The 22,104-nt window shown below is 65.8% G+C and carries 14 protein-coding genes; 11 read left to right on the top strand and 3 right to left on the bottom strand.

The features are described 5' to 3' along the window. Positions 1 to 2 precede the first annotated feature (2 nt). The 3 genes from IFT80_RS18775 to mnmC form a co-directional block, all read right to left on the bottom strand. Positions 3 to 2,474, bottom strand: coding sequence for an FtsX-like permease family protein (locus tag IFT80_RS18775; protein WP_192138078.1), 2,472 nt, complete (start codon positions 2,472 to 2,474; stop codon positions 3 to 5). A gap of 1 nt (position 2,475) precedes the next feature. Continuing rightward, positions 2,476 to 3,144 carry an ABC transporter ATP-binding protein gene (locus IFT80_RS18770; RefSeq protein ID WP_192138147.1) on the bottom strand — a complete coding sequence of 223 codons (669 nt, stop codon included), beginning with the start codon at positions 3,142 to 3,144 and terminating at the stop codon, positions 2,476 to 2,478. A gap of 90 nt (positions 3,145 to 3,234) precedes the next feature. Continuing rightward, a complete protein-coding gene (gene mnmC / locus IFT80_RS18765) occupies positions 3,235 to 5,208 on the bottom strand; it encodes a bifunctional tRNA (5-methylaminomethyl-2-thiouridine)(34)-methyltransferase MnmD/FAD-dependent 5-carboxymethylaminomethyl-2-thiouridine(34) oxidoreductase MnmC (RefSeq protein ID WP_192138077.1) in 1,974 nt (657 codons plus the stop codon). 180 nt (positions 5,209 to 5,388) lie between these two features. Between mnmC and IFT80_RS18760 the strand changes: the two genes are divergently transcribed. The 11 genes from IFT80_RS18760 (at position 5,389) to purF (ending at position 22,102) form a co-directional block, all read left to right on the top strand. Then, the gene (locus IFT80_RS18760) at positions 5,389 to 9,684 is read left to right on the top strand and encodes an NEL-type E3 ubiquitin ligase domain-containing protein (RefSeq protein ID WP_192138076.1); all 4,296 of its coding nucleotides are present in this window, start codon (positions 5,389 to 5,391) and stop codon (positions 9,682 to 9,684) included. A gap of 21 nt (positions 9,685 to 9,705) precedes the next feature. Then, positions 9,706 to 11,199, top strand: coding sequence for a polyphosphate:AMP phosphotransferase (gene pap / locus IFT80_RS18755; protein WP_192102457.1), 1,494 nt, complete (start codon positions 9,706 to 9,708; stop codon positions 11,197 to 11,199). A gap of 299 nt (positions 11,200 to 11,498) precedes the next feature. Further along, the gene (locus IFT80_RS18750) at positions 11,499 to 12,506 is read left to right on the top strand and encodes an aspartate-semialdehyde dehydrogenase (RefSeq protein ID WP_192102456.1); all 1,008 of its coding nucleotides are present in this window, start codon (positions 11,499 to 11,501) and stop codon (positions 12,504 to 12,506) included. Between the two features lie 112 nt (positions 12,507 to 12,618). Further along, positions 12,619 to 15,108: a FimV family protein gene (locus IFT80_RS18745; protein WP_192138075.1), complete on the top strand. Its 2,490-nt coding sequence runs from the start codon at positions 12,619 to 12,621 to the stop codon at positions 15,106 to 15,108. Between the two features lie 156 nt (positions 15,109 to 15,264). Beyond that, positions 15,265 to 16,137, top strand: coding sequence for a tRNA pseudouridine(38-40) synthase TruA (gene truA, locus IFT80_RS18740; RefSeq protein ID WP_192057884.1), 873 nt, complete (start codon positions 15,265 to 15,267; stop codon positions 16,135 to 16,137). 39 nt (positions 16,138 to 16,176) lie between these two features. Further along, positions 16,177 to 16,803: a phosphoribosylanthranilate isomerase gene (locus IFT80_RS18735; protein ID WP_192138074.1), complete on the top strand. Its 627-nt coding sequence runs from the start codon at positions 16,177 to 16,179 to the stop codon at positions 16,801 to 16,803. Positions 16,804 to 16,967: 164 nt separating this feature from the next. Further along, complete coding sequence (gene accD, locus IFT80_RS18730) at positions 16,968 to 17,888, top strand: acetyl-CoA carboxylase, carboxyltransferase subunit beta (RefSeq protein WP_122476414.1); 921 nt, start codon at positions 16,968 to 16,970, stop codon at positions 17,886 to 17,888. Next, the gene (folC, locus tag IFT80_RS18725) at positions 17,885 to 19,192 is read left to right on the top strand and encodes a bifunctional tetrahydrofolate synthase/dihydrofolate synthase (protein ID WP_192138073.1); all 1,308 of its coding nucleotides are present in this window, start codon (positions 17,885 to 17,887) and stop codon (positions 19,190 to 19,192) included. The genes accD and folC overlap by 4 nt, the downstream gene beginning before the upstream one ends. Next, positions 19,176 to 19,817 (top strand): SPOR domain-containing protein, encoded by a 642-nt coding sequence (locus IFT80_RS18720; protein ID WP_192138072.1) that lies wholly within the window; start codon positions 19,176 to 19,178, stop codon positions 19,815 to 19,817. The genes folC and IFT80_RS18720 overlap by 17 nt, the downstream gene beginning before the upstream one ends. 180 nt (positions 19,818 to 19,997) lie before the next feature. After that, positions 19,998 to 20,555, top strand: coding sequence for a CvpA family protein (locus tag IFT80_RS18715; protein WP_122476408.1), 558 nt, complete (start codon positions 19,998 to 20,000; stop codon positions 20,553 to 20,555). A 41-nt stretch (positions 20,556 to 20,596) separates the two neighbouring features. Continuing rightward, positions 20,597 to 22,102: an amidophosphoribosyltransferase gene (purF, locus tag IFT80_RS18710; RefSeq protein WP_122476407.1), complete on the top strand. Its 1,506-nt coding sequence runs from the start codon at positions 20,597 to 20,599 to the stop codon at positions 22,100 to 22,102. Positions 22,103 to 22,104 lie beyond the last annotated feature (2 nt).

Here is a 22,104-nt window from a genome sequence, read left to right as displayed (position 1 = left end):
ACTTAACGCTCACTGGCCATCACTCGCAGCAGGTCGGTGGGTTGGCTGCGTTGCAGGCGCAGCATGGGCCAGGCCGAGGCCAGCATCGCCGCAATCAGCGCCAGGCCGCACAGCTGCAGGATCTGCCATGGGAACACCTGCAGGGGCAGGCGCCAGCCGAATGCCTGCACGTTGATCACCGCCACCAGGCACCATGCCAGCAGAATCCCCAGCGGGACCGCCAGCACCAGGGTCAGCAGAGCCAGGATCAAGGTCTGCGCCACACTGAGCAGGATCAGTTGGCGCCGTTGCACGCCCATTGCCCACAGCGGCGCGAGCTGACCCAGGCGACTCTGGCTCTGGGTCAGCAGGCCGATGAACAGGGCCACGCCGGCCACCCCCAGGGTCAGTGCATTGAGGGCAGCCGTGGCACTGAACGTGCGTTCGAAAACCTGCGAGGCCCAGCGCTTGAGTTGCCGTTGTTCCACCACATGGCTGTCGTCCAGGCCAAACGCTTGCTGCACTCGGCTTTTCAGGGCAGAGGTGTCGGCCTCGGCCATGCGCAGGGCAAAGCGGGCAGGTGGGGTGCCGGGCCAGTGTTGCTGGAACTGCGCGGCGCTGACCAGAATATGGCCCTTGGGGTTGCCGTAGTCGGCATAGATGCCCACCACGGTCGGGTTCCAGCGCCCCTGGGCGGCGGGCAATGCAAGGCGCGCCCCGATGCCTACGCCCAGGCGACGCGCCAGTTGCTCGCTGAGCATCAGGCTGTCACTGGAAAACAAGGTGTCCCATGGATTGCCGGCGGCCTGTTCGAGCAGTGGCCAATGCTCGCGGTACAGCGGCGCGTCGATCACGGCAGCCAGTTCGGTTGGCCAGCCTTGTTGACGAATCTGCATCTCCCAGCCGGGCAGCACCTGCTCGATCCCGTTCTGGTCTTGCAACCATCGTTGCAGCGCCTGGGCCTGCTCGGCGTGCTGTGGTCGCAGGTACAGCTCGGCGCTCAAGCGCTGTTCCAGCCAGCCACTGAAGGTCTGTCGAAACCCCTCGGTCATGCTTGCAGCGCCGATGTTGGCGGCCAATGCCAGCAGCAACGCCATGAGGGCCAGGCTCAGTCCCGGCAATTGCTGGCGGCAGTCGGCCAGGAACCACTGGCCCAGCACGCCCCAGCGGCGCCGGGCGAGCAGGGCGAGGACACTGCTGAGCAGCACCGGCAAGGCCAACGCTGCCGCCAGCAACAGGCTGCCCATCAGCGCAAAGCCCGTGGCCAGGCCGTTGCCCCATACTGCCAACAGCACGGCCAGCGCGGCTGCACAGGCCGCCACCACGCCTTGTCGCCGCAGCCATTGGCGGTGGGCCTGATGCCAGGCTTCGCCACCGGACAACGCCAGCAGTGGCAGGCGTGCAGCACGCCATAGACTGTCGCCGCCGGCCAGCAACACGCCGCCCAGGCTCAGTGCCAGGCCGCCCAGCCACCAGGCCGGGCTCAGGTTCAGCTGCCCGGCGACTTCTGCGCCGTACAGGCCACGCAGGCTGGCCGCCACATCGGGCAGCAGCAGACTGGCCAGCCAGTAGCCGCTGACGATACCGGCCAGGCCGCCGAGCAGCGCCAGCAGGCCCAGCTCCAAGGCCAGGGCCAGCACCAGCAGGGCGGCACTCACGCCGCAGGCACGCAAGGTTCGCAGCAGGGCACGACGCTGTTCCAGTGCCAGGCCAATGGCAGCGTGGACGATGAACAGGCCGACCACGAACGCCAGCAGGCCCAGCGCGGTCAGGTTCAGGTGAAAGCTGTCGGTCAGCCGCGCGAGGTCGCCGTCGGCATCGCTGCGGTTGATTTGCAGACGATCGGTGTATGCGTCGGGCAGAACGCCTTCGAACGTCCGTGGCAGCAGTAGGCGGGTCAGTCGTTCAGGCGTCTGCAGCACCGTCTGGGCCGCGCCGATATCCATCAGCAGCACACCGGGTGCCATCTGTGCCCGGGCCTGCAGGGGAGGAAGGGTTGCGCCAGTGCCGGCGGGCAACCGCGCACCTTCCTCCACGCCAAGCTCGCGCAAGGTCTGCGGCGCCACCCAGGTACGGCCGGGTGCGCCGATGAACGCGCTCAGGTCATCGCTGCTCGGCACCTCGCCGGCCACGGGGCTGCCTGCCGGCAGAGTCAACGGCTCGATACCCATCACTTGCAGGCGCAGTTGCGGATGCGAGGGGAGGGTGATCCGGCCCTCGAGCACCGGAGAGACTGGCCAGCCCTGCAGGCGCAGTGCGATGAAGGTCGATTGCGCAAGGTCGCTACCGTCGCGGGCAACGATGCTGGCCTGGGCCTGACCACCGACCATCTGGCTGGCCAGGGCATAGCTCTGTCGTGCCTGGCTGTTCAAGGCGAGTACGCCGGTGAACAACGCAGTGGCCAGCCACAGGCCGGTGATCAGCGCCACGCCCTGTACCGGATGCCGGCGCCAATGGCTGAGCAGGCTGCGCAGGGTCCAGTGCAGCACCGCCACGTCAGCGATCCGTCCCGGCAACGATGCGACCGGCCTGCAGCACCACGCGTCGCTCCAGGCGGGCTGCCACCAGCGGGCTGTGAGTGACCATCAGTAGCGTGCTGCCACTGGCCCGCAGCAACTCGAGCATCAGGTCCAGCGCGTGCTCGCTGGTGGCTTCGTCGAGGTTGCCGGTAGGTTCGTCGGCCAGCAGCAGGGGCGGCCGCGAGGCCAATGCACGGCCCAGGGCCACGCGCTGTTGTTGCCCGCCGGACAGTTGCTCCGGATACCGCTGCAGGAGTGCCGACAAGCTCAGGCGTTCAGCCAGTTCGCGCTGCCAGGCTGGGTCCAGGCGGCCGGCCAGGCGGGCCTGAAAGGCCAGGTTGTCGGCCACGCTGAGACTGCTGATCAGGTTGAACTGCTGGAAGATCAAGCCGATGTCGCAGCGCCGCCAGCGCGCCAGCTGGCGCTCGTTCATCTGCGTGAGCACCTGCCCGGCCGCCTCGATACGACCGCTGTCGGCCATGTCCAGCCCCGCGACCAGATGCAAAAGGGTGCTCTTGCCACTGCCCGATTCACCCATCAGCGCCAGGCTGGCGCCACGCTCCAGTTGCAGGTCGATGCCCTGCAGCACCGGCAGTGGGCCTTGCGGTGTGGCGTAGGTCTTGTGCAGACCCTGGATATGCAACATGGGCAGGTTCTTCATGACGGTGATGCTGCGGCCCTCGGGCCGCGGCAACGGCGAGGGGCTGTGACTGTGAGTCCGGCCCCCCATGCAGGTTCAAGCTTTGTTGCGTATCAGCCGCCGCAGCGCGAAGCGATTCGGATGGCAGGCCCAGGCCACTTCCCGAGGCAGCGGCAGCGGTTCGTCGTCCAGCCAGGCGGCAATCAGTTCACCCGACAGCGGCGCGGTGATCAGCCCGCGCGAGCCATGGCCGCTGTTGACGTACAGCCCGGGCAGCCAGGGGCAGGGCTGTTCAGGCACCTGGCGGGCATCTTTGGCCAGGATCGCAAAGCGCTCGGCGAATGCCTGCGCGTCGGCGACCGGCCCGATGATCGGCAGGTAGTCCGGGCTGGTGCAGCGAAATCCGGCCCGGCCCTGCAAGCGTTCGGCGGGCAGCAGCGCAGCGCTTAGACGCACGGCAAGGTCAGGGGAAATCGCCTCGAGCAGGGCCAGGTTGTCGAGGTTGTCCGCGTGGCTGGGCGTGAGGTCTTCACTGTGGAAGTCGAAACTGGCGCCCAGTGTGTGTTCGCCCGAGCGGGCAGGGGCGATGTAGCCCTCGGCGCAGACCACCGTCGACAGCGCAGCACTGCGCGGTGTCTCCGACAGGCGAGTGATTTGCCCGCGGATGCGCTTGAGTGGCAGGGCGCAGGTCTGGGCGAAGGCATTGGCCTGGGCGGCGCACGCCAGCACGGCTACTGGGGCGCAGGCCAGAAGGGTGTCGTCGGCGAACGCGTGCCATTGGCCGTCGAGGTGGCGCAGGTCTGCCACGTGGTGATGGCGCAGCAGGGTGATGCGTGGGTGACGCGCCAGGTGCTGGCACAGGGCAGGCGGGTGGACCCAGCCACCGTCGGGGTAGAACAGGCCGCCGCTGGACAATTCGACGCCTGCCTGCGCCTGGGCCTCTGAACGGTCCAGCAGGTGCAGCAGTTCGGGTTGGAATGCGTCGGCCAGTTGCCCCTGGCGCTGCGCTTCCTTGTCATCGAAGGCGAGTTGCAGAACGCCACAGGCGTCCCAGTCGCGACCGCGCTGCAGCTGCGCAAGCAGCCTGCGCGTGTGGCCGAAGCCCGCCAGAATCAACTGCGAAAGGGCCGTACCGTGGGCCGAAAGTTTCAGGTACAGCACGCCCTGCGGATTTCCCGAGGCTTCCCGAGCCACTTCGGCATGACGCTCGAGCAGCGACACCCGCCAACCGCGCGCGGCCAGGCTGGCAGCGGTGGCGCATCCTGCCAGGCCGGCACCGATGACCAGCGCGTGGCGTTCGCCGGTTACCGGCTCGGGGCGGGCGAACCAGGGCTTGACGGCGGGTGTTGCCACTGCGGCGTCGGCCGCGAACACGCCTCTGGATACATGCCATTTGTTGCCGATGCCCGGCACTCGTTTCATCTTGAAGCCGACGGCCGCCAGGCCACGACGAACCCAGCCGGTGCTGGTGAACGTGGCCAGCGTTGCGCCGGGCGCCGCCAGCCGCGCCAGTTCGGCGAACAGTTGGGGTGTCCACATGGCCGGGTTGCACGCCGGAGCGAACCCGTCCAGGAACCAGGCATCGACCTTCCCGTCCAGGCACGGCAGCTGTTCCAGCGCATCGCCTATGAGCAACGTCAAGGTCACCCGGCCGCCGTCGAACACCAGGCGCTGGAAGCCTTCATGCACCGCCACGTACTGCGCCAGCAACGCCTCGCTGCAGGCCGAAAGCTCTGGCCACAGCGCCAGGGCTCGGGTCAGGTCCGCAGCGCTCAGCGGGTACTTTTCCACGCTGATGAAGTGCAGGCGCGCAGTCGGTGCAGCCGAGGCGGCGAAGCACTGCCACGCACAGAGAAAATTCAGCCCGGTGCCGAAGCCGGTTTCGCCGATCACCAGGCGTTCGCCGTCGGCGAGGGCGGCGAAGCGTTCTGCCAAGCGATTCTGCTCGATGAACACATGGCGGCTTTCGGCCAGGCCGTCGGCGGCGAAATAGACGTCGCCGAAGGCGCGCGATCGAGGATGACCGGTGTCGGTCCAGTCCAGCTGGGCGAGGATGCTCGGGGTTTTCATGACTGCTTCGGCAATAGGCGAGCAGGCATTGTAGCGCGCAGGCTCTGCTTCGCCAGCGCCAGGCCGCTGCGACGGCTGCGCAGCGGCGGCCACTGCGGTCTGCAGGTGGTTATTAATGCAGCCTCTGGCGGCTGTGGCGCGAGCTACCGTGCGCGCTCCCCTTTCGGCAAGGAGCCGATCATGCACGCGATCTACCCCCCAATGAGCCAGGGCGGCACCGCCCGGGACCGCCGCCATGCGCGCATCGTCGCGCAGCGGTTGCCGACCTGGCTGAGCCAGGCCAGCCCGGCGATGCGCCAGGCGTTGAGCGCCAGTCAGAATGAAAGCCACGCCGCCAAGCGCGCCCTCGCCCCTGTACTGGCCGGGCTGCGCGACGTCACCGAGTTCTGTGCCGACCTGGTCGGGCAGGAGATCCGCAGGCAGTGCCAGCTCGACATTGATCCGCGCGGCTATGTGCTGGTGCGCGCCATGCACAACGTCGGCATGGGCTTCAGTCATCGCTGGGCGATTGAACAGAACCTGCTGGTTGCCGCCATGCAGAATTTCGAAGCGAACCTGAGCTTTGCGCCGGGTTCGATGGTGCTGCCAAGCGGCGGTGTCGAATACTTCACTGCCGGCAAAGACATCGACTTTCGCGCCCGCCAGGAAAAACCGGCAATCGCCCTTGACCCCCAGCAATTCGCCACTGCCTGCCGGCGCCTGGACCTGGGCCAGCGCTACCAGGCTCACCTGGACACAGTGTTCAAGCCCGACGACCAACCCGAGCGGGTGGCGGCGCTGTTCAAACGCAATGACCAGGCCCATCTCGCAGTGCTGGCCCACATTGCCCGCTTGCGCGGCGATGTCGAGGAAGACGGCTATCGTCTGCTGCTGCAGGTTGCCCAAGCGGCTCCCCCGACCTGGGCGGGCAGCGCGGTGCGCTATCACTGGCTGCGCCTGCTGGGCAGCGCCGATTTCGCTGCCGTGGCGTTGTACGGCGTGCAACTGATCGAATCGACCGTCGACGGTCGCTGTGTGGTGCTGATGCCCGGCGAACCCGACCACCCGATCAAGCAATACCCTTCGTTCCAGGCCTTCGCCGAACGCCTGGGAGAAAAACTCCAGCGGCCCGATTTCCAGCGATATGTCTGCTCGTTGGTGGGCGAGAAGTTCGCTGCGCCGTTCGACCAGCGTCTGCAGCAGCGGATTGCCGGCTCCGGTGGCGCTTGGCTGAAGCGATTGAACCTGGAAAAGCGTGCGGTGGTCGGTGACCTGTTCGACCTGCAACATAATGATCGCTTGCTCAAGACCTACCAGGATGCTCGAGTGATGGCGGTGCCGACCGCCGACGAAGACGCCATCATCCGGGAGCGTGAACGCCGGCGTTATCTGGACGCCGGAACGACCCTGCTCAATATCGCCGGCCTGCTGGTCCCGGCGTTGGGTGCGGCCATGCTGACCTGCGCTGCGGCCCAGCTGTTGCAGGAAGTGTTCAGTGGCGTCGACGATTGGCGCCAGGGCGATGATCATGCCGCCTTCGGCCATGCCATGAGCGTGGTCGAAAATCTGGCGACCATGGCGGTGTTCGCCGGCGCGGTGCAGGCGGGCCGCAGCTGGGTCGCGCCCAGAGTGCCTGCCATTGCCGCCGATACCCAGCTGGCGGAACTGCTCCCGGTGACGCTCGCCGATGGCCGCGAGCACCTGTGGCGTCCCAACCTCGACGACTACGTTGCTGCCCAGGGCCTGCCTGCCGACCTGCTGCCCGATACCGATCGGCTCTATCACGACGAAGCACGTGACAGCGTGGTCATCGACGGGCGCGTGCATGACCTTCGCTTCGACGATCGGTACCAGCGGTGGCGCATTACCCATCCGCGCGACGCGAATGCCTACCTGCCACTGATCGAGGAAACGGGTGCCGGTTGGCGGCTGGCCGCCGAGCAGCAACCCGAGGTGACCGGCACCACCCTGCGTGACCGCCTGGGCTGGCGGCTGTCGGGCATGGAGTCACAGGATATCCATCGGGCGCTGGCCAGCACCGGGTTGCCGCCCACCTTGCTGGACGCGGTCTATGCCCAGGCCTACAAACCCACTGCGTTGCTGGTCGATGCCCTGCAACGTTTTGCCCTGCACCGCCAGGTGCAACGCGCCGGGCTTGTGGACACTGCCGCGCAGGTACGTTTCGAACAGCTCTACGACGCCACGCATTTTGGCAGCGGTCCGGCCACCCAGCTCATTTGCAGGGATTTTCCCGCCTTGAGCGTCGCCGCAGCCGAAGAGGTATTGCTCGGCGTGGCGCCTGGCGAACAGGCGCGAATGCTGGTTAATCGACGCATCCCCCTGAAGTCGAGTGAGCGCGCGCGTGCCTATCAACAGTGCCAACGGCTCAATCGCGCCTTCGAAGGCCTGTGCTTCGGCACCGCGCAGTCGCTGGACAGCCTCGAGCTGGAACGGGCCATCAAGCAGGTGCTGGGCGACACCGCGTCGGGCGATGCGGTGCGTGACTACGCCTTCGCTCACCGCGATGCCTGTGCACGCTGGCTGGGCCAGACGCCTCTGCCGGAAAGCTTCAGGGCACCGATGCGCGACGGCTACGGGCGCGTGGGTTACCCCATGAGCGGAAGGCGAGAGGTGGTCCTGTCGCGACGGGTGCTGGTGGCACGCATTCGCGGCCTCTATCCGGGCACCAGCGAGCCCGCTGCCCGCGAACTGCTGGGACTGTACGAACAAGCCGGCATGAGCCGCGCCGACATCATGCTGGGGCTGGACAACCTGGCCTCCGAGCGTTCGCAGATGCACGCTCAGCTGCAAGCGTGGGCGCACCGACCGGCCCCGGCCAACCTTCCGGCCCGCTACAACGCCAGCAGAGGCGACCTGATGCATTACCGTGCCGACGTCACGGCGCGTCTGGACATCGCCTGGCGCCGTCAGCTGCCTTCCGAACGTGCGGCCAACGGACACCACTATCATCTGAATCTGACCTACGCGCCGCTGCTGGATTTTCCTGGCCTGAACGCCGATCTGCGCTTCGTCACGCACCTCAACCTGACCGGCAGCACGGTGGACGCGCCGGCACTGACCAACTTGCTGGCCAGCTTTTCGCAGCTGCGCAGCCTGACCCTGCGTGAGTGCAACCTGGGCCAGTTGCCCGAAGCGGTCGATCGTCTGACACAGCTGACCGAACTGGACCTGACGCTCTGCAACCTGACCCTGGACCAGGCGCTGCTCGATCGCCTGGGGCGTCTGCCGGACCTGACCCTGTTGAGCCTGAGCGGCAATCTTCCGGGGCCGATAGCCACTTCCAGCGGTTTCTCCAGGCTGCAGCAACTCAATCTCGCCGGTCTGGTGCTGCCCAGCTGGCCACAGTGGGCTTCGCGGCTGCCCGCGCTGCGGACCCTGAACCTGTACCGCACCCGGCTGCGCCATATTCCCGACTCGGTGTTCACCGAGATGAGCCAAGGGCAGGGTGTGGACGTTTTCATGGATCGCAACAGGCTGGATGACTTCAGCTTGAGGCAGCTGGATAGCCCCAGGCCACACCGGCGTTTTCAGTTCTTCGCCCATCGGACCAACGATGTGCACTCGGCAAGTGCCGGCCGCCCGCTGGTCGATGTGTGGCTGCAGGGTGCCAGCGAGGTGGAGCGACGCCATCGCGCACAGTTGTGGCAGGGGCTGGTCGATGAAGACGGCTCCGAGGCCTTCACCCGCTTGATCGACAATCTGCGTCACACACCGGATTACACCCGCAATCCAACCGAACTGACCCGGCGCGTCTGGAATGTCGTTGCCGGTGCATCGGCCAATCGCCAGTTGCGTCAACGCCTGTACACCATGGCCCAGGGGTTGGACACTTGCGTGGATGGAGAGCGGTTGATGTTCAGTGATATGGAAGTGCATGTGCTCCAGCATTACGCCTTGCAGGGCGCAACCTGGGCTCAGCGGGGCGAACGCCTGTACGAGCTGGCCCGTGGACTGTTCCGGCTCGACCGGCTGGAGGTCATTGCCCGGCGCATCATTGCCGAGCGTCGGCGCCTGGGTGTGAGCGTCGACGAGGCAGAAGTGCGCATGGCGCTGCGGACCTATCTGGCCCGTCGCCTGGCCTTGCCCGGCCAGCCGCAGAGCATGGCCTATGCCGCCACGGCCGGTATCGGCGTCGACATCTACGACGCCGCACAGGCCGAGGTGCTGCAGGCCGAAGCCGCACCGGACTTCGCCGCGTTCATGATCCGCCAGGCATTCTGGACCGACTACCTGCGTGAACGCCATGCGAGCACCCTGGAACGGGGTCTGGCGCCGTTCGCCGAGGAGTTGAGCGTCCTCGACGAACGCCAGGAACCCGGCAGCAGCGGCGATTACCTGCGGCGCGCCAATGACATCGCCCGACGTCGCCAGGGTGCCGAGAACGCCTTGCTGGCCGAACTAACCCTGCTCGAGCGGGTCGGCTTCAGTAGCGATACGCAAAGCACCACCTCGCCCAGCGAGGCTCGCTCAAGCTAACCGAAGAGGAATGCCTGCCCCATGTTCGAATCCGCCGAAATTGGTCATGCCATCGACAAGGACACTTACGAGGCGCGTCTGCCTGCCCTGCGCGAAGCGCTGCTGGAAGCCCAGTACGAGCTCAAGGAGCAAGCGCGTTTTCCGGTGATCGTGTTGATCAACGGCGTCGAAGGGGCGGGCAAGGGCGAGACGGTCAAGTTGCTCAATGAGTGGATGGACCCGCGCCTGATCGAGGTGCGCACCTTCGATGAAAAGACCGACGAGGAACTGGCGCGACCACCGGCCTGGCGCTACTGGCGCCAGTTGCCGGCCAAGGGCCGCATGGGGGTGTTCTTCGGCAACTGGTACAGCCAGATGATTCAGGATCGGGTGCATGGCGACATCAAGGATGGCCGTCTGGAGCAGGCCATCAACGGCGCGCAGCGGTTGGAGCGAATGCTCTGCGACGAAGGTGCCCTGATCTTCAAGTTCTGGTTTCACCTGTCCAAGCAGCAGATGAAGGCGCGGCTCAAGTCATTGCGTGACGATCCGTTGCACAGCTGGCGGATCAGCCCGCTGGACTGGCAGCAGTCCAGGACCTATGACCGCTTCGTGCGCTTCGGCGAACGCGTGGTGCGGCGCACCAGTCGCGACTACGCGCCGTGGCACGTGATCGAAGGCGTGGATGCCAACTACCGCAGCCTGGCGGTCGGGCAGATTCTGCTCGAAGGATTGCAGGCAGCGCTGAAGGCGCCCACCGAGCCAGTGCGCAAGGCCGTGGCGAACATCGGTGAAAGCATCGACAAACGCAGCCTGATCGGCAGCCTGGATTTGAGCCGGCATCTGCAGAAGGACGATTACGAACGCCAGCTGATTGCCGAGCAGGCTCGCCTGGCAGGCCTGATGCGCGACAAGCGCATGCGCCGCCACGCCCTGGTGGCGGTGTTCGAAGGCAACGATGCGGCGGGTAAGGGAGGAGCGATCAAGCGTGTCGCCGCCGCGCTCGACCCGCGTCAATACCACATCGTGCCGATTGCCGCGCCAACCCAGGACGAACTCGCCCAGCCCTATCTGTGGCGCTTTTGGCGGCAATTGCCGGCGCGGGGCAAGTTCACCGTGTTCGACCGCTCCTGGTACGGCCGCGTGTTGGTCGAGCGGATCGAAGGCTTTTGCAGTCCGGCCGACTGGATGCGCGCCTATGGCGAGATCAACGACTTCGAAGAGCAACTGACCGATGCCGGTGTGGTGCTGGTCAAGTTCTGGCTGGCGATCGATGAACAGACCCAGTTGAAACGGTTCAAAGAGCGCGAGCAGATTCCGTTCAAGCGTTTCAAGATCACCGAAGACGACTGGCGCAACCGCGAAAAGTGGGGTGCCTATCGCGACGCCGTGGGCGACATGGTCGATCGCACCAGCAGTGAGGTGGCGCCGTGGACCTTGGTCGAGGCCAACGACAAGCGCTGGGCGCGAGTCAAGGTACTGCGCACCATCAACGATGCGCTGGAAGCCGCCTTCAAGAAAGACAAGAAGCACTGAGCCATCGCGGCGCTTCCTTCGCGGCCGATGACCGCTCCTACGCAGGTTACGAGGTTGTCCGTAGGAGCGGTCCGTGGCCGCGAAGGGCGCGCCGCGGTGGGTCAGGGGCACCGCGGCGCCTGTTTCGCGGCCGATGACCGCTCCTGCGCAGGTTGCGAGGTTGTCCGTAGGAGCGGTCCGTGGCCGCGAAGGGCGCACCGCGGTGGGGCAGGTGCACTGCGGCGCCTGTCTGCTGCGAGGACAGCGCGGCCGATAACCGATAAAGTGCGCGCCTTGTTCATTTCCCAAGGACCCTGCCCATGCCCAAGACTTTCGACATCGCCGTGATCGGCGCCACCGGGACGGTTGGCGAAACCCTCGTGCAGGTTCTCGAAGAGCGCGATTTCCCGGTGGGTGCTCTGCACCTGTTGGCAAGCAGCGAATCGGCCGGTGCGTCGGTGGCTTTTCGCGGCAAGAACGTGCGGGTGCGTGAAGTCGATCAGTTCGATTTCAGTCTGGTCAAGCTGGTGTTCTTCGCCGCCGGCCCTGCGGTGACGCGCAGCTTGGCGCCGCGTGCTACGGCGGCCGGTTGCACGGTCATCGATCTGTCGGCCGGCCTGGCGACGTCCCAGGCCCCCAATGTGGTCCCGGAAGCCAATGCCGCCGTGCTGAGCGATCTGCCGCTGCCCGTGCAAGTCGCCAGCCCCAGCGCTGCCGCCACTGCGCTGGCCGTGATCCTGGCACCCTTGCGCGCGGTGCTGGATCTGCAGCAGGTGCACGTGACCGCCTGCCTGGCCGTGTCGGCCCTGGGCCGCGAGGCTGTCAGCGAACTGGCCCGGCAAACGGCCGAGCTGCTCAATGTGCGCCCGCTGGAACCGCAGTTCTTCGACCGCCAGATCGCCTTCAACCTGCTGGCGCAGGTCGGTACGCCCGACGCGCAGGGCCATGTGCCGCTGGAGCGGCGGCTGGTCGACGAACTGCGCGAGCTGCTTGGCATGCCAGCGCTGAAGATTTCGGTGACCTGCGTGCAGGCACCGGTGTTCTTCGGCGACAGCTACAGCATCGCGCTGCAGACCGGCTCGACGCTGGACCTTGCGGCCATCAACCAGGCCCTGGCCATGGCGCCCGGGATCGAAACGGTGGAAGACGACTACCCTACAGCAGTGGGCGATGCGGTAGGCCAGGACGTGGTGTACGTGGGTCGTGTACGCACCGGTATCGACGATCCCCAGGCGCTGAGCCTGTGGGCCACGGTGGACAACGTGCGCAAGGGCGCCGCCTTGAATGCGGTACAAGTGGCCGAGTTGTTGATTAAAGGTCATGGCTAAAAGATACTTGCCGACAATTTGCAGACAGTTCGCCCGTTTTGCCCAGCTGTTCGCATGCGACAGCGCAAGCTTCTTCTCGCTTGCCGAGGAATGTTCAGACAAGGATTAGGCCATGGTTCAAGTTCGCAAACTGGTGTTAGCAATGGCTGCCGCTTCGGCGCTGTCCTCCGGTATCGCCAACGCCCTGGAGCTGGGTGAGTTGACCCTCAGGTCCGCGGTGAACCAGCCCCTGCTCGCCGAGATAGAACTGCTCGATGTGCGCGGCCTCTCTGCCGCCGAGGTGCAGCCAGTGCTGGCCCCGGCCGAGGAATTCAGCAAGGCGGGCGTCGAGCGCCAGGCTTTCCTCGACGGCCTGCGCTTCACGCCGGTGATCAACGCCAGTGGCCGCAGCGTCATCCGCGTGACCTCGACGCAACCCTTGTCGGCGCCCTTGGTGAAGTTCCTGGTCCAGGTCAATTTCCCCAGCGGCCGTCTGCTGCGCGACTACAGCATGCTGCTCGATCCCGCGCAGTTTGCCCCGCAGGCGGCCCAGGCGGCGCAGAATGCACCGCAGCCGGCGCTGAGCGCTCCCGCCGCCAGTGCCAACCAGGCGTCCTACACCACGGGTTCGCGTGACACCCTGTGGGAGATCGCTGCGCGCAATCGTCAGGGCAGCTCGGTCCAGCAAGCCATGCTGGCCATCCAGGCGCTCAACCCCGACGCGTTTCTCGACGGCAACATCAACCGTCTCAAGACCGGCCAGGTCCTGCGCATGCCGGACGCCCAGCAGACCGCGGCCACAGCGCCGGGCCCAGCCGTGGCCGAAGTCGCGCGGCAGAATGCTGCCTGGCGCGAAGGCCGTCGCCTCGGTCCGCGGGCGCAGCAGGTCGATGCCACGCGCCGTGGCAACGGTGCCCCGGCGCCGGCCGCCGCGCCGCCGCAAGACAACCTCAGCCTGGTGTCAGGCGCCAGCGAGGCCAACGGCCCGGCGGGCGATGCCAGGGCTCTCGACCAGAAACTCGCGGTGACCCAGGAAGCCCTGGACTCCACGCGCCGTGACAACGAAGAATTGCGCAGCCGCAACGCCGACCTGCAGAGCCAGCTCGACAAGTTGCAGAAACTGATTCAGCTCAAGAACGACCAACTGGCCAAGATGCAGGCGGCGGGCGCCGATGTTCCGGTGCCGGCCGAAGCGTTGGCGCCGGCGCAGGCGCTGGCCCCTGCGGATGCCAGCGGCGAGCCTGCCGAGGGCGATCCCGATGCCCCGGTCAACGCCGCGCTGGTTCCGGCACCGGCGGTACCCGGTGCCACCGAGCAGGTCAATCCCGACGCTGCCGCCAGTACGCCGGCCTCGCCTCAGGGCGAGCCGCTGGATGCGACCACCGACCCCGCCGACGACGTGGTTGCCGAGCAGCCCAGCGACAACTCGACCTTGCTGATGGTGGTCGGTGCCAGTGCCCTTGCAGCGCTGCTCTTGCTGCTGTTGCTGCTGGCCCGCCGCCGCAAGGCGCAGCAGGAGGCCGAGAAGCACATGCGCATGGCCCGCGCGCTGGCCGAAGAGCCCGATCACGGCCCGGATCTCGATTTGCCGCCCAACAGCTTCGAAGGGCTGGAGCGGCCGGCGGCGACCGTGCACCTGACCCCGGCCATGGTGGCCGCCTCGGTAGCGGGCGCCAGGGCCAGTGCCGCACCGGCTACCTTTGCCGAGGCGCCCGCGCCGACCGTGCTGCCTACGCCGCCGCTGCGCCCCAGCATCGACACCGATGAAGGGCTGTTCGCCGAAGTGGAGCAGAGCATTGCCCGCGGCCGCCTCAATCATGCTGCCGAACTGCTGGAAGCGGCGACCGAGCGCGAGCCCAAGCGCAGCGATCTGCGCCTGAAATTGATGGAAGTGTATGGCCTGCAAGGTGATCGTGATGGCTTCGTCGGCCAGGAGCGGCAGTTGATCGCCACCGGCCAGAACCATGCCGACGTCGAGCGTCTGAAAGCGCGCTTCCCTGCCATGCTGGGCGTTGCCGCCGCCGCTGCCGGTGCAGCCGCCGCGGCAGCGCAGATGGACGCCGAGTACGTCAAGCAGTTGCTGCACGACGAGCCGGGGTCCGCCGACTCGCTGGACGGCACCTTCGATACCGATTTCGACCTCAACCTGGATGACACCCCGGACCCCGCGCCGACGGCAGGCGCGGACATCGACTTCGACACCTTGCTGGCCGAGCAGAAAGCTGCGGCGGGCAATTCGACCGACGAACCCGAGACGACGTTGCCGGAAGATTTCGATCTGTCGTTGGCCGATGACGCCGAGGAGCCACAGGCACCCGAATCGCGCCTGAACGAGATCAATGCCGAACTGGAAAAACTCTCCGACGGTTTTGCCCGCACACCCATGGCCGAGCCGTTCGCCGTGCCCCCCAAGCCTGAAGACCTCCCGCCGATCGAAGGCGAAGACGATTTCGACTACCTCGACGGGGGAGACGAGGCTGGCACCAAGCTTGACCTGGCCCGTGCCTACATCGAGATGGGTGACAACGACGGCGCCCGCGACATTCTCGGTGAAGTGCTCAAGGAAGGCAGCACCGGGCAGCAGGATGAGGCGCGCGAGATGCTAGGGCGCATCAGCCGGTAACGCGGTGCGGCCGTCGCCGTCCGACCCCCAAACCTGCTCCCACAGCTGTACGTCGAGGCCCTCTTTGTGGGAGCGGGCTCTGCCCGCGAAGGCAGCGCCGCAATTCCATGATCCGGTATAATCGCCGCCATCGCTTAACCAACAGGCTGCAACTTCGTGCAAAACATCGACAACGCGGTCGCCGAATCGGCGGCCGACGGCTTCTATCGCATTGCCTTGGGCGTTGAATACAAAGGTTCGCGCTACCGCGGCTGGCAGCGCCAGGCCTCTGGCGTGCGCACCGTACAGGAAACCCTCGAAGACGCCCTGGGCAAGGTTGCCGCTTCGCCCGTCTCGCTGATGTGCGCCGGCCGCACGGACGCGGGTGTCCACGCCTGCGGCCAGGTGGTGCATTTCGATACCCAGGCCGAGCGCAGCATGAAAGCCTGGGTCATGGGTGCCAACATCAATCTGCCCCATGATGTCAGTGTCACCTGGGCCAAGATCATGCCGCCCAACTTTCATGCGCGTTTCAAGGCCATCGCCCGCCGCTACCGCTACGTCATCTACAACGACCAGATCCGACCCGCCCATCTGGGCGAGGAAATCACCTGGAATCACCGTCCGCTGGATGTCACCCGCATGGCCGCCGCCGCCCAGGCGCTGGTCGGTACCCATGACTTCAGTGCCTTCCGCGCCGGTCAGTGCCAGGCCAAGTCGCCGATCAAGCAACTGCATCACCTGCGGGTCACCCAGCACGGCAAGATGATCGTCATCGACGTGCGCGCCAATGCCTTCCTGCACCACATGGTGCGCAACATCGCCGGTGTGCTGATGACCATCGGCACGGGCGAGCGCCCTGTGGAATGGGCCGCCGAAGTGTTGCAAAGCCGGGTACGCCGAACCGGCGGGGTCACGGCCCATCCTTTCGGGCTGTACCTGGTGCAAGTCGAGTACCGCGATGAGTTCCCACTGCCCGAGCGCTATATCGGTCCGCACTTCCTGACCGGGTTCGACACACTGGCTGACGTCGCCGACAGCATTTGCTAAGATCCGCCGTTCCCCAGCCAAGTCGAGGTACTCGCCGACATGTCAGCCGTTCGCAGCAAAATCTGCGGTATTACCCGCATAGAGGATGCTCTGGCCGCTGCGCACGCGGGTGCCGATGCGATCGGGTTGGTGTTCTATGCCAAAAGCCCCCGGGCGGTGAACGTGCAACAGGCACGCGCGATCATCGCCGCGCTGCCGCCGTTCGTGACCACCACCGGCCTGTTCGTCAATGCCAGTCGGTGCGAACTGGGTGAAATCCTCGACGCCGTGCCGCTGGACCTGCTGCAATTCCATGGCGACGAAACGCCGGAAGAATGCGAGGGCTACCACCGTCCCTACATCAAGGCATTGCGCGTGCGCGCCGGCGATGATCTGCAGGCGGCCTGCCGGGCCTACCGCAACGCCAGCGGCATTCTGCTCGACACCTACGTGGCCGGCGTGCCGGGCGGCACCGGTGAATCCTTCGACTGGTCGCTGGTGCCCGCGGGCCTGGACAAGCCGATCGTGCTGGCAGGTGGGCTTCACGCCGGCAACGTCGCCCAGGCCGTCGCTCAGGTCAAACCCTGGGCGGTGGATGTGAGTGGCGGGGTGGAGTCGAGCAAGGGCATCAAGGACCATCGCAAAATCGACGCTTTCCTCAAAGCGGTGCGTGGGAGCAGCATGTGACGGCAGGCAGCTCGGCACCGTCCATACGTTTCGCGAAACGCGCGGCACGCAGGTGTGCAGCCTGCGCCACGCTCGCCCACGTATTCGTTTCATATCTGAACACGCTCAAGAGCATGCACGGGACCTGGCCAGGCCAGCAGTCCCCGGTACTGGAGAAATAAAGCATGAGCAACTGGTTGGTAGACAAGCTGATCCCTTCGATCATGCGATCGGAAGTGAAGAAAAGCTCGGTGCCCGAAGGCCTGTGGCACAAGTGTCCGTCCTGCGAAGCAGTGCTGTACCGTCCGGAGCTGGAGAAGACCCTCGACGTCTGTCCCAAGTGCAACCACCACATGCGCATCGGTGCACGTGCGCGTCTGAACATCTTCCTCGACGAAGATGGCCGCGCCGAGCTGGGTGCCGATCTGGAACCGGTCGATCGCCTGAAGTTTCGTGATGGCAAGAAGTACAAGGATCGCCTGACTGCAGCGCAGAAGCAGACGGGCGAAAAGGATGCGCTGATCTCCATGAGCGGCACCTTGCTGGGCATGCCCGTGGTGGCCAGCGCCTTCGAATTCTCGTTCATGGGTGGCTCCATGGGTGCCATCGTCGGCGAGCGCTTCGTGCGTGCCGCCAACTACGCCCTGGAAAACCGTTGCCCGATGATCTGCTTTGCCGCCTCCGGTGGTGCGCGCATGCAGGAAGCGCTGATTTCGCTGATGCAGATGGCCAAGACCTCAGCAGTCCTGGCGCGTTTGCGCGAAGAAGGCATTCCGTTCATCTCGGTGCTGACCGATCCGGTCTACGGCGGCGTTTCCGCCAGCCTGGCCATGCTCGGTGACGTGATCGTCGCCGAGCCCAAGGCGCTGATCGGTTTTGCCGGCCCGCGGGTGATCGAGCAGACCGTGCGCGAAAAACTTCCGGAAGGCTTCCAGCGCAGCGAATTCCTCATCGAGCACGGTGCGATCGACATGATCATTTCGCGCCAGGAACTGCGCCCGCGCCTGGGCAGCCTGCTGGCCCAGTTCATGGGCCTGCCGACGCCTACCTACGTGGCCGCCCCGATCGAGCCCATTGTGGTTCCACCGGCGCCCGCCAACGTATGACCGAGCGCAGCCTGAGCCAGTGGCTCGCCTATCTGGAGCAGCTGCACCCTTCGGCCATCGACATGGGCCTGGACCGTTGCCGCGAAGTCGCGCAGCGCCTGGGCCTGGGCAAGCCAGCCGAGCGTGTGGTCACGGTGACCGGGACCAACGGCAAGGGGTCGACCTGCGCGTTCATCGCGGCGCTGATGCAGGATCGCGATCTGAAAGTGGGGGTCTACGCCTCGCCGCATCTGCTGCGCTACAACGAACGAGTGCTGATCGACGGCCAGCAGGCCACCGATGCCCAGTTGTGCCAGGCGTTCACCGCCGTGGAAGCGGCGCGCGGCGCCACTACCCTGACCTATTTCGAGATGGGCACCCTGGCCGCGCTTTGGCTGTTCCAGCGCGCCGAGCTCGATGCCGTGGTGCTGGAAGTGGGCCTGGGCGGTCGGCTCGATGCGGTCAACCTGGTAGATGCCGATGTGGCCGTGGTCACCAGCATCGGTCTGGACCATGCCGAGTACCTGGGGGATACCCGCGAGTCGGTGGCGTTCGAGAAGGCCGGCATCCTGCGTGCTGGCGTGCCAGCACTGTGTGGCGATATCGACCCTCCGCAGCCATTGCTCGAGCAGGTTGCCACGTTGGGTTGCCCGTTCTATCTGCGCGGCCGCGACTACGACTTCATCGCGCAAGGCGATCACTGGTCGTGGCGCGGGGTGGATGTCGAAGGCTACCCGGTCGAGCTGCTGTCGTTGCCATTGCCCAGCCTGCCGCTGGAAAACGCCGCGTTGGCCCTGCAGGCCTATGTGGCACTCGATCTGCCGCGTGACGCTGCACGTATGGGTTGGGCGCTGGCGCACACCCGCGTGGCCGGCCGCCTGGACCGTCACCGGGTGAGTTACGCCGGCAAGCCGGTCGAAATTCTTCTCGACGTGGGCCACAACCCGCACGCCGCTCGCTTTCTGGCCGAGCGTCTGGCGCGCCAGCCTCTTGCGGGGCGGCGTCTGGCCGTGTTCGGCCTGCTCGCCGACAAAGACCTGGTCGGGGTGATCGAGCCGCTGACAGCCGTCATCGCGCACTGGGCAGTCGCACCACTGAAAACACCGCGCAGTCGTCCGGCCGCCGAACTCGACGCCGCGCTCCTGAACCTTGGCGCTGCCACGACGTCTCATGGCAGCCTCGCCGATGCGCTCGAAGCGCAGTGCGAAGCCGCAGGCGAGGGTGACGAGATTCTGGTGTTCGGCTCGTTCCACTGTGTCGCCCAGGCCCTGAAATGGATGTATGGCAACGTAGAACGGGAGAACGTGGATGGCATTGCCCAATAAGGTGTTCAAGCAGCGCATGATCGGCGCCCTTGTGCTGATCGCGCTGGCGGTGATTTTCCTGCCGATGCTGTTTTCGCGTGAGGATCAAACCGTGCGCCAGGTTCAGGTACAAGCCCCGGCAGCGCCGCAGGCCCCGGCCGCGCCTCAGGTGCAGGTCGAGCCGGTTGCCGTGCCCGAGCCGCAGATCATCGAGACGGAGCCGGTTCCAGCGCAGGCCGCGACGCAGGCTGCCCCGCCTAGCCAGCCGATCCAGTCGGTGCCTGCCGCGCCTGCCACACCTGCCAAGAAGCCGGTGGAATCGGTGCAGCCTTCCGCGCCCATCGCTGCGGCCAAGGTGCCACCGGTCGCCAAGACGGACACCGGCAGCAAGATCGACCCCAATGGGCTGCCGGTCAGCTGGTCGGTGCAATTGGCCAGCCTGTCCAACCGCGCCGGTGCCGACAGCTTGCAGAAGAGCCTGCGTGCGCAGGGATACAACGCCTACGTGCGTACGGCCGATGGCAAGAACCGGGTGTTCGTCGGTCCATTGGTCGAGCGCGCCGAGGCCGAGCGCCTGCGTGACGTGATCAACCGCCAGCAGAAGCTGCAGGGGTTCGTGGTACGTTTCGAGCCCGAGCGCGGCTGAGTCTTCGTCAGCCGTGGAGCCGTGGCGCTCCCTTCGCGGCCGCTGACCGCTCCTACGGGAAGCTGTAGGAGCGGTCAGCGGCCGCGAAGTGGCGCGCTGCGGTGCAGACGACAATCGCCGCTTACTCCCGCGCCCGCGCTCTGCTAAAATGCGCCGCCTTATCCGTATGCAGGCCGCACCGTGGCATTTACCTGGGTCGACTGGGCGATCATCGCGATCATCGCCATCTCCGCACTGATCAGCTTGACACGCGGCTTCGTCAAGGAAGCCCTGTCGCTGGTCACGTGGATAGTCGCAGGTGGCGTGGCCTGGCTGTTCGGTGGTTCCCTCGCCGGTTATTTCGAAAACTACATCCAGACCCCATCCGCGCGTGTCATCGCCGGGTGTGCCGTACTGTTCGTGGCCACCCTGCTGGTCGGCGCCATGGTCAACTACCTGATCGGCGAACTCATTCGCGTCACCGGGCTGTCGGGCACCGACCGCTTCCTGGGCATGGTCTTCGGCGCCGCGCGCGGTGGCCTGCTGGTGGTGGTGGCCGCCGGGCTGATGAGCCTGGGGCCCGTTCAACAGGATTCGTGGTGGCAGGAATCACGGCTCCTGCCCCAATTTCTTTTGGTTGCTGACTGGTCGAAAAACCTCATTCTGGGGATGTCCAGCCAGTGGCTCGCCAGCGGAATCAGCGCACCGGCTGACATTCCGTTCAAGGAACACCTCTTGCCGGCCAACAAGGCGCAGTGAGTGGTGCTCAGTTCAGATTCATTAAGTAGGGGTTGCGTCGCATGTGTGGCATCGTCGGTATCGTCGGTAAGTCGAACGTCAATCAAGCGCTGTATGACGCGCTAACGGTCCTCCAACACCGCGGCCAGGATGCTGCCGGTATCGTTACCAGTAGCGATGGCAAGTTGTTCCTGCGCAAGGACAACGGGCTGGTACGGGACGTTTTCCAGCAGCGCCATATGCAGCGGCTGGTCGGGCACATGGGCATCGGCCATGTGCGCTATCCCACGGCGGGCAGCTCGACCTCGGCCGAGGCCCAGCCGTTCTACGTCAATTCGCCCTATGGCATCACCCTGGCGCACAACGGCAACCTGACCAACGTCGAGCAGCTGGCCAAGGAAATCTACGAATCGGACCTGCGTCACGTCAACACCAGCTCGGACTCCGAGGTGCTGCTCAACGTGTTCGCCCACGAACTGGCCGTGCGCGGCAAGCTGCAGCCTACCGAGGAAGACGTGTTCGCCGCCGTCACCGACGTGCACAAGCGCTGCACCGGTGGCTACGCAGTGGTGGCCATGATCACCGGCTACGGCATCGTCGGTTTCCGTGACCCGCACGCGATCCGTCCGATCGTGTTCGGCCAGCGCCACACCGACGAAGGCGTGGAATACATGATCGCCTCCGAAAGCGTGTCCCTGGACGTACTCGGCTTCACCCTGATCCGCGACCTGGCGCCGGGCGAGGCGGTGTACATCACCGAAGACGGCAAGCTGCACACCCGCCAATGCGCACCCAACCCCCAGTACGCACCGTGCATCTTCGAGCATGTGTACCTGGCCCGCCCTGACTCGATCATCGACGGTATCTCGGTCTACAAGGCACGCCTGCGCATGGGCGAGAAGCTGGCCGACAAGATTTTGCGCGAACGCCCGGAACACGACATCGACGTGGTCATCCCGATTCCGGACACCAGCCGCACCGCGGCCCTGGAGCTGGCCAACCACCTGGGCGTGAAGTTTCGCGAAGGCTTCGTCAAGAATCGCTACATCGGTCGTACCTTCATCATGCCCGGCCAGGCCGCGCGCAAGAAATCGGTACGTCAGAAGCTCAATGCCATCGAGCTGGAGTTCCGCGGCAAGAACGTGATGCTGGTGGACGATTCGATCGTGCGCGGCACCACCTGCAAGCAGATCATCCAGATGGCCCGCGAAGCCGGCGCCAAGAACGTCTATTTCTGCTCGGCTGCTCCAGCCGTGCGCTACCCGAACGTCTACGGCATCGACATGCCGAGTGCGCATGAGTTGATCGCGCACAACCGCAGCACCCAGGAAGTGGCCGATCTGATCGGCGCCGACTGGCTGATCTACCAGGACCTGCCCGACCTGATCGACGCGGTCGGTGGTGGCAAGGTCAAGATCGAGAACTTCGACTGCGCGGTGTTCGACGGCAAGTACGTCACCGGCGATATCGACGCGTTCTATCTGAACAAGATCGAGCAGGCGCGCAACGACTCCAACAAGAGCAAGTCGCATGCGGTCAGCGCGATCATAGACCTCTACAACAACTGAAT

The organism is Pseudomonas sp. CFBP 8771 (assembly GCF_014841695.1).
Lineage (GTDB): Bacteria > Pseudomonadota > Gammaproteobacteria > Pseudomonadales > Pseudomonadaceae > Aquipseudomonas > Aquipseudomonas baltica.
The sequence above is the reverse complement of the archived record's forward strand: the minus strand, read 5'-3'. Positions and strand labels throughout refer to the sequence as shown.